This is a genomic window from Clostridium sp. SGI.024 (assembly GCF_050315195.1).
In the GTDB taxonomy this organism is placed as follows: Bacteria; Bacillota; Clostridia; order Clostridiales; family Clostridiaceae; genus Clostridium.
Map to the genome: position 1 here is coordinate 1 of NZ_JBNPON010000095.1, position 7,724 is coordinate 7,724.

The 7,724-nt window shown below is 27.3% G+C and carries 9 protein-coding genes, 2 tRNA genes and 1 rRNA gene; 3 read left to right on the forward strand and 9 right to left on the reverse strand.

The window, feature by feature from the left end; translation table 11 throughout:
• The 5 genes from ACQRD5_RS16100 to ACQRD5_RS16120 form a co-directional block, all read right to left on the reverse strand.
• The gene (locus ACQRD5_RS16100) at positions 1–906 is read right to left on the reverse strand and encodes a PSP1 domain-containing protein (protein WP_291631796.1); all 906 of its coding nucleotides are present in this window, start codon (positions 904–906) and stop codon (positions 1–3) included.
• Positions 907–908: 2 nt separating this feature from the next.
• Positions 909–1,844 (reverse strand): DNA polymerase III subunit delta', encoded by a 936-nt coding sequence (locus ACQRD5_RS16105; protein ID WP_291631798.1) that lies wholly within the window; start codon positions 1,842–1,844, stop codon positions 909–911.
• Between the two features lie 13 nt (positions 1,845–1,857).
• Positions 1,858–2,187 (reverse strand): cyclic-di-AMP receptor, encoded by a 330-nt coding sequence (locus tag ACQRD5_RS16110; protein WP_291631800.1) that lies wholly within the window; start codon positions 2,185–2,187, stop codon positions 1,858–1,860.
• Between the two features lie 86 nt (positions 2,188–2,273).
• A complete protein-coding gene (gene tmk, locus ACQRD5_RS16115) occupies positions 2,274–2,903 on the reverse strand; it encodes a dTMP kinase (RefSeq protein WP_291631802.1) in 630 nt (209 codons plus the stop codon).
• A gap of 5 nt (positions 2,904–2,908) precedes the next feature.
• The gene (locus ACQRD5_RS16120; RefSeq protein ID WP_291631804.1) at positions 2,909–3,130 is read right to left on the reverse strand and encodes a sigma factor G inhibitor Gin; all 222 of its coding nucleotides are present in this window, start codon (positions 3,128–3,130) and stop codon (positions 2,909–2,911) included.
• Positions 3,131–3,272: 142 nt separating this feature from the next.
• Between ACQRD5_RS16120 and ACQRD5_RS16125 the strand changes: the two genes are divergently transcribed.
• The gene (locus ACQRD5_RS16125) at positions 3,273–4,424 is read left to right on the forward strand and encodes a M20 family peptidase (protein ID WP_291631738.1); all 1,152 of its coding nucleotides are present in this window, start codon (positions 3,273–3,275) and stop codon (positions 4,422–4,424) included.
• 25 nt (positions 4,425–4,449) lie between these two features.
• Here the strand turns inward: ACQRD5_RS16125 and ACQRD5_RS16130 are convergent, their stop codons facing one another.
• Positions 4,450–4,953, reverse strand: coding sequence for a hypothetical protein (locus tag ACQRD5_RS16130; protein ID WP_291631735.1), 504 nt, complete (start codon positions 4,951–4,953; stop codon positions 4,450–4,452).
• A gap of 285 nt (positions 4,954–5,238) precedes the next feature.
• Between ACQRD5_RS16130 and ACQRD5_RS16135 the strand changes: the two genes are divergently transcribed.
• Together ACQRD5_RS16135 and ACQRD5_RS16140 are read left to right on the forward strand one after the other, a co-directional pair.
• Positions 5,239–6,186 (forward strand): magnesium transporter CorA family protein, encoded by a 948-nt coding sequence (locus ACQRD5_RS16135; RefSeq protein ID WP_291631734.1) that lies wholly within the window; start codon positions 5,239–5,241, stop codon positions 6,184–6,186.
• A gap of 182 nt (positions 6,187–6,368) precedes the next feature.
• Positions 6,369–7,298: a S66 peptidase family protein gene (locus ACQRD5_RS16140; RefSeq protein ID WP_291631731.1), complete on the forward strand. Its 930-nt coding sequence runs from the start codon at positions 6,369–6,371 to the stop codon at positions 7,296–7,298.
• 32 nt (positions 7,299–7,330) lie between these two features.
• Here ACQRD5_RS16140 and ACQRD5_RS16145 read toward each other — a convergent pair.
• From ACQRD5_RS16145 to rrf, 3 genes are all read right to left on the reverse strand, one after another.
• A tRNA-Cys gene (locus ACQRD5_RS16145) sits at positions 7,331–7,405 on the reverse strand.
• 5 nt (positions 7,406–7,410) lie between these two features.
• Positions 7,411–7,486: transfer RNA gene (locus ACQRD5_RS16150), tRNA-Phe, on the reverse strand.
• A 5-nt stretch (positions 7,487–7,491) separates the two neighbouring features.
• A 5S ribosomal RNA gene (rrf, locus tag ACQRD5_RS16155) occupies positions 7,492–7,608 on the reverse strand.
• Between the last annotated feature and the right edge of the window lie 116 nt (positions 7,609–7,724).

Here is a 7,724-nt window from a genome sequence, read left to right on the forward strand (position 1 = left end):
TTAATTTTCTTTTATAAGATCATTGATTAAATTTTTATCTTCAGGTGACTCTATTTCAAGTTTAATATCAGATTCGTCCACAGAATCTTCATATCCACCCTCTATTAATTCTATATCATCTATTTTAAACTCTTCAACTAATTCTTCGTCTCCACGTCTATATTTAACTTTAACACTCTCTTTAACAGTACTATTGCTTACAACTTCACCTTTAAAGTCTCCCATACTTACAATAGATCCTGCCTTAGGCAATCTCTTTCTTATATCTTCATAAGTACTTTGTTCATAGTTTAAGCAACACATAAGTCTTCCACATATTCCAGATATTTTAGTTGGGTTTAAAGATAGATTTTGTTCCTTTGCCATCTTTATTGATACTGAGGCAAAATCACCTAAAAATGTTGAACAACATAAAGGTCTTCCACATGGTCCTAGCCCACCAAGCATTTTAGCTTCATCTCTAACTCCTATTTGTCTAAGCTCAATTCTAGTCTTAAAAATAGTTGCTAGATCTTTTACTAATTCTCTAAAGTCAACTCTTCCATCTGCAGTGAAATAAAATATAACTTTATTATTATCAAAGGTATACTCTACATCTATTAGTTTCATGTTTAATCCATGTTCTTCAACCTTCTTTAGACATATATCTAAGGCATCTTTTTCTTTTACTTTATTTTCCTTATGTTTATTTATATCAGCTTCTTCTGCTACCCTAATAACACTCTTTAAAGGAGCTACTATATCAGATTCAGGAATTTCTTTAATACCTATAACACATTCCCCAAATTCTATACCTCTTGCTGTCTCAACAACAACAAAGTCACCTTTTTTTACTTCTAGTCCACTAGGATCAAAATAGTATATTTTACCGGCTTTTTTAAATCTAACGCCAATTACTTTTATCATTATTAAACCTCCATAAATCCTATAAGCATAACTCTAATTGTTAATTGAAAATTAGAATTGCTTTGAAGTGATTTTCTAGCTTCTCCAATTTTATCAATTATATTATTAAGCTTCTTATAAGACATTTCAATAGCTATTTTTTTTATACTTTCAATTTTATCCCCATTTATTAATCCGGTAACTTCATCAATTTCTTTATAAATTATTATATCTCTTATAAAGGAGGCTAGAATATTTAATATATCTTCCTTTTTATCCTTGTAAGTTACTAGTTTACTTTCAAAATCTAAAAGCTCTCTAGTATTGCCTTTAGTCAAAAGGAATAATAAGTCAACTAAAGTATTCCTAAGCTCTTTTAATAAAGAATCTCTTAGAAAAGCTTCTGCTTTTCCTGGAATTCCTTCGCTATAGGCAATGGCCGCATTAATTTCATCTTCGCTAATGCCATTATCATTTATATTATCTATATAAAGCCTTATTTCATTCTTAGTTAATGGAGATAACTTATAAATTTGACATCTTGATTTTATAGTGTCTAATATAAGTTCTAGACTTTCACATAATAATATTATAAAAACACCTTTTGGTGGTTCTTCTATAGTCTTTAATAGAGCATTTTGTGCTTGCACTGTTAATTTATTTCCATCATAAATTATTATTACCTTTTTATCTCCTTCAAATGGTTTTTTGTTAATTTCCTCAACAATTTCCCTAATATCATCTACTCCAAAAGAAGATTTTTTACATCTATAATTTATAATATCTATATAATCTTTATCTTCAGATTTACCTAATATACTTCTGGCAAATTTATTAGCTAAATTACTTTTGCCAATACCATCTTCTCCAACAATTATATGTGCATGGGAAATCTCATCTGATTCTACTCTTCTTTTAAAGTTATCTAATATATTCTTATGTCCAATAATCTCTCCCATTACACCCTCCTAATTATATTTTTATGAATTGATCTACATCTATAACGAAAATTGTAGCTCCCCCAACTTCAACTTCAATTGGATAAGACATATACATATCAAGATTTCCAGTTATAGGAGTTGGCGTAGTAATAATTTGCTTTCTAGTTTTACAAATATCTTCTACAACATCTATAACCTTTTGTACCTTATCTGCTTCTACACCTATAATCAAAGTTGTATTCCCTGACTTTAGAAATCCTCCTGTTGTAGCCAACTTAGTTACTCTAAATCCAGCTTCAGTAATTGCATCGATTAAATCTAATGCATCATCATCTTGTACCATTGCTATTACTAATTTCATATTAACCCCTCCTAATATAAACCTCATATTAACATTTTATCACAAAAGCTGTATAAATTAAGCAAAAATTTATTATACATCCTATTTTATTTAATAAAATTTAGTATTATTTCTTTTGTATCATTAAAAACTTCATCTATAGACTTTTCTGCATTAATAATTGCAAATTCTTCACTATTTTTTTCTACTAATTTATAATATCCTTCTCTTACCCTTTTATGAAAATCTAATTTTTCAAGGTCTAATCTATTAACTTCTCTATCACTATTTTTCTCTATTCTAGCTAAACCTACTTCTGGAGATATATCAAAGAATATGTTTAAATCAGGCATATATTCTCCTATTGCAAATTTATTTATTTGAAATATTTCTTCAACTGGTATTCTCCTTGCATATCCTTGATAGGCTAATGATGAATAAATAAATCTATCACATAAAACTATTTTACCCTTTTCTAATGCTGGAATAACCCTTTCTACCAAATGTTGCCTTCTAGCTGCAGCATACAATAAAGCTTCTGTTTTTCTATCCATTTCAGTATTTTTTGTATCCAATATTATATTTCTAATGTCTTCAGAAATTTTAATTCCACCAGGTTCTCTAGTTTTTATACAATCTATTCCTTGCTTAACTAATAAGTCATATATTTTCTCTAATGTCGTACTCTTACCTGAACCATCTCCACCTTCGAATACTATAAATTTTCCTCTGTTCATTTTAGCTACCTCATGTTATAAAAATTATATTTGCTTAAAAGCCACGCCTTAATTCTTTCTTTATAATAAATATATTCCATATCATTAATATTTATTTGAGAAATTATATTACAACATTCATGACAAAATAAGCCTCTATTAATAATTATATCATTTATGAATATTTCTTTACTACAGACCTTACATTTATTTTTATCATTATCTATTGTTTTATTTTCTAATTTCATATATTAATACCCCCTCTAACTTATTATTAATAATTCTGACCTTAAAAACAATTTTTATACTTTATATAAAAAAACCTATTTAATAAATAATTATTATAGTTTAAGGGAAAATTAAAATTAAAATAACTTGGGAGGGAAAAAAATGAAACAAGAAATGATTAGCTTTATAGAAAAAAATAAAGAAGATTTAAAAGCTTTGAATAAATTTTTATACGATAATCCAGAAAAAAGCTATAATGAATTTACCTCATATGATTATATTTGCAAATTATTAAAGAAATATAATTTTAAAGTAGAAGAAAACTTTTTAGAATTAAAAACATCATTCCGTGCTTCTAAGGGTAATAGCAGTCCTAGTATTTGTTTCTTATGTGAATATGATGCTATTCCTATTGAAGGACATATAACTGGACATAACCTGCTAACTACAACTTCTGTAGCTGCAGCATTAGCATTAGGTTCCATAATAGAAAAAATTGGTGGTTCCGTAGTTATTATAGGTTGTCCAGGAGAATATCTAGGTGGAACAAAATCTGTTATGGTTAAACAAGGAATATTTGAAGAAATTGATGTAGTATTAGTTGCTCATCCTGATACTGTAACTTCAGAAAGTGGTAGTTCCTCTGCAATTATTCCATTAAGCATAAAATATATTGGAAACAGTGGACTTAGCTTTCTAAATAAAGGCACATACACATCATTAGATGGAGTTCTTTTGTTTTTTAATATATTAAATTCTATCTTGAAAGGATTTCCAGAGGATGTTGAAGTAAATTCTATACTATCTAATGGTGGATTTACTCCTCTTCTACTACCTATAGAATCAGAAGCTAAATTTTATATAAGAGCACCAGAAATGGATATTGCAAGAATAGTAGAGAATAAACTAAGAGAAATTGCTATTTATGTTTCTAAGCTTATAAGAGTACAAAACTCAATTTCATTATATGAACCAGAAAATGAAGAACTTATAACAAATCGTACTTTAAACAGATTATTCAGTCATAATTTAAAAGAAACAGGAATTATTAATATTAATGGCCCTAGAGATATATATTCAGGCCTAAGTTTAGGGATAGTAAGTAAGAATATTCCTTGTATACAACCGTTCTTCTCTATTATAGATGATTCAAGTATTAGATATGGAACTAAAGACTTTGCTAAAGCCACAATCTCTGAACATGCTTTTACAGAATCTATGAAAGCATCATTGGCTTTAGCATTTACAGGTCTTGATATTATATCAAAAGAAAATCTTCTTTCTGAAGTAAAAAATGAATTCTATAAAAAATAGGCTCTATATTGAGCCTATTTTTATCTTAAATTAATTTACATTTTAATTTTCCATGCCTTATTATTTTACTAATAAATTTATCACTTGGTTGAAATTTAATCTTTCTTATTTTATCCCCACTTTTATAAACACAGTAATAAGATTTTGCTCCTACTCTATTACATAAGTAAGATTTTGTCCCTTTTGTCCCCATATATTCCTTTGGCATATCTGCCTTTTCTCCTATAAAAAGTACATCTGACATCCTTATACTTTCTAAATTCTTTTCTTCTTTATTTCTTATTAAATTAATTATAAGCTTGTCTGCAATTACTACATATTTATATGAAACAAAACAGCTTCTAATTTCCTTAATTATCAATATTACTGAAATAACTATTAATGAGAAATTAAATATATATCCAATTATATGTTTGTTATATTTTGACCTTTCAATAGCTTCAGCCATATAAAGTATGGCTGTTATAGAAAATAAAATCACTGCTATAACTGGTATTCTTTTTTTCTCAACAATTTCTCTATGCATCATTTTTCTAATTAATCCCCCATCGACCTATCAATTCATTATAATAAACAATATTCAGATTATACTAGTTATTATTTCATTTGACCATATTTGTATTTAATTATTAATCACTATATTTTTAAGTATTTTAAAAGTTATATTGATTTATTCTACTTATATTCAATTTTTCTATAAATTTCTTCACTTTTCTCTATATTTAAATTTTCTAAATAAAATTACTTAATATTGTTACAAATTCGAATATAAATAGTATAATTATCTTTGATATCAACTTAAGGAGGTTTAATAATGATACAAATATATAAAAGTGTTGGTGAAAGTAATCCCTCATTAAAAGTTTTAGACAATATAGAACCAGGATCATGGATAAATATAATTGCACCATCAGATGAAGAGCTTATTTTAATATCAAAAAAGACTGGTGTACCACTTTCCTTTTTAAAAGCTCCTTTAGATGACGAGGAAACTTCTCGTATAGATATAGAAGATAATTGTTTATTAGTAATAGTTGATATACCTTTCACTGAAATGGAGGATAACTCATTAACTTATGATACATATCCATTAGCTATTATTCATACAGATAAACAAATAATTACTGTTTGTTTAAAAAATAGCAGAATATTAACAGATTTTATAAATAGTAAAGTTAAATCATTTTTCACATTTAAAAAATCTAGATTTATATTGCAGATATTAAGTAAAATATCTAATTCATATTTAGTATATTTAAGACAAATTGATAAAAAAAGCTTGATGATAGAAAAAAGATTACATAAATCAATGAAAAATAGAGAATTAATTCAACTTCATTCCTTAGAGAAATCCTTAGTTTATTTCTCTACATCACTTAAAGCAAATGAAATAACATTAGAAAAGATGCTAAAATTAGATATAATGCAAAAATATGAAGAAGATCAAGATGTTTTGGAAGATGTAATAATTGAAAATAAGCAAGCTATTGAGATGACAGAAATATATAGCAATATACTTGCAAGTACAATGGACTTCTTTGCTTCTGTTATTTCTAATAACTTAAACATAGTGATGAAAGTATTAGCTTCAGTTACAATTCTCATGGCGATACCTACAGTCATCGGTGGTATATTTGGGATGAACTTTATCAGAATGCCACTTATAAATAATGAATTTGGTTTTGAAATTACTATGATAATAACATTAATTTTAACCTTCGGAACTGCATATTTGCTATATAAAAAAGATATGTTTTCATAAATAGTAGGGTTGTATCCATAACCCTACTATTTATTTATATAATAGATAAAAATTATCTTGTTAAGTTTAATAATTTCTAAATACATATATGGATTTAATAGCTAATGTTTTTAGATGAACATAGATTTAGTATTATTATAGTATATTAATATATAAATTATTTTAAAAGCAGGTGTATTTATTTGTTTAATAGTAAACTTAATTCCATACCTAAGTCTCCTACAATAGGAATAGTTGCTCCCTCTTCTCCAGAATCTCATGAATATATAGATGAAAAAATATCTATATTTGAAAATTTAGGATTTAAAATAAAAAAAGGTATGCACTTATATGATAAATTTGGATATCTTGCAGGTAGCGATAAAAATAGAGCTAATGACTTAAATTTAATGTTTGAAGATAAAGAAGTTAATGCAATTGTATGCTTAAGAGGTGGATATGGTTCTATTAGAATGGCACCCTATTTAGACCTAAAAAAAATAAAAAATAATCCTAAACCCTTCTTTGGTTATAGCGATATAACCTTATTACTAAATTATATATATAATAAATGTCACTTTCCTACCTTCCACGGTCCAATGATAACTTCTGACTTTAATGATATTTCTACTAAAGAATATTTTTTAAATATATTCAATGGCTATAATAATAAGATAATTTACAATTTAAATGATCTATGCCATAAAAAGTATGAAATATGGAATAATAAAGACTTTAAAGGTAATATAGTTGGTGGAAATTTATCCATTATTTGTTCCACTCTCGGAACTCCTTATAAAATAAACTTTAATAACAATATACTACTTGTTGAAGATGTGAATGAAAGCCCCTATGTTGTGGATAGAATGCTTTCTCAATTAATTTCTTGTGGAAAACTTAAAAAGTTATCTGCAATACTAATAGGAAACTTTACAAATTGTAATAGTAAGGATACAACCTTAACTATAGAAGATATTCTAAAAGAAAAACTTCTTCCTCTAAATATACCTATAATCTCTGGCTTGAAAATAGGGCATGAATATCCTAATATAACTATTCCTATAGGTAGTTCTTTCAAGTTTTCTTCTAAAGATAAATTATTGATTCAAAAAGAAATTATTTTTAAAAAATAAAAAAAACTACAAGAAATCTTGTAGTTTTTCTTTGGAGGCGCCACCCGGATTTGAACCGGGGAATAAAGGTTTTGCAGACCTCTGCCTTACCACTTGGCTATAGCGCCATACCTGGTGGCTCGACCAGGAATCGAACCAGGGACACGAGGATTTTCAGTCCTCTGCTCTACCGACTGAGCTATCGAGCCACTATACCTGGCAACGTTCTACTCTCCCACACAGTCTCCCGTGCAGTACCATCGACGCTGTAGAGCTTAACTTTCCTGTTCGGAATGGGAAGGAGTGTTTCCTCTACGCCATCATCACCAGATGCTATGATTCTCTAAATCTTTGATTTAGCTAAGAATCTTATACTCCTAAGCTTTGCTTAGTAAGTTTAATTTGAGATTTTGTTTTCTCAAAATTGTATATGAATTAATAACAAAT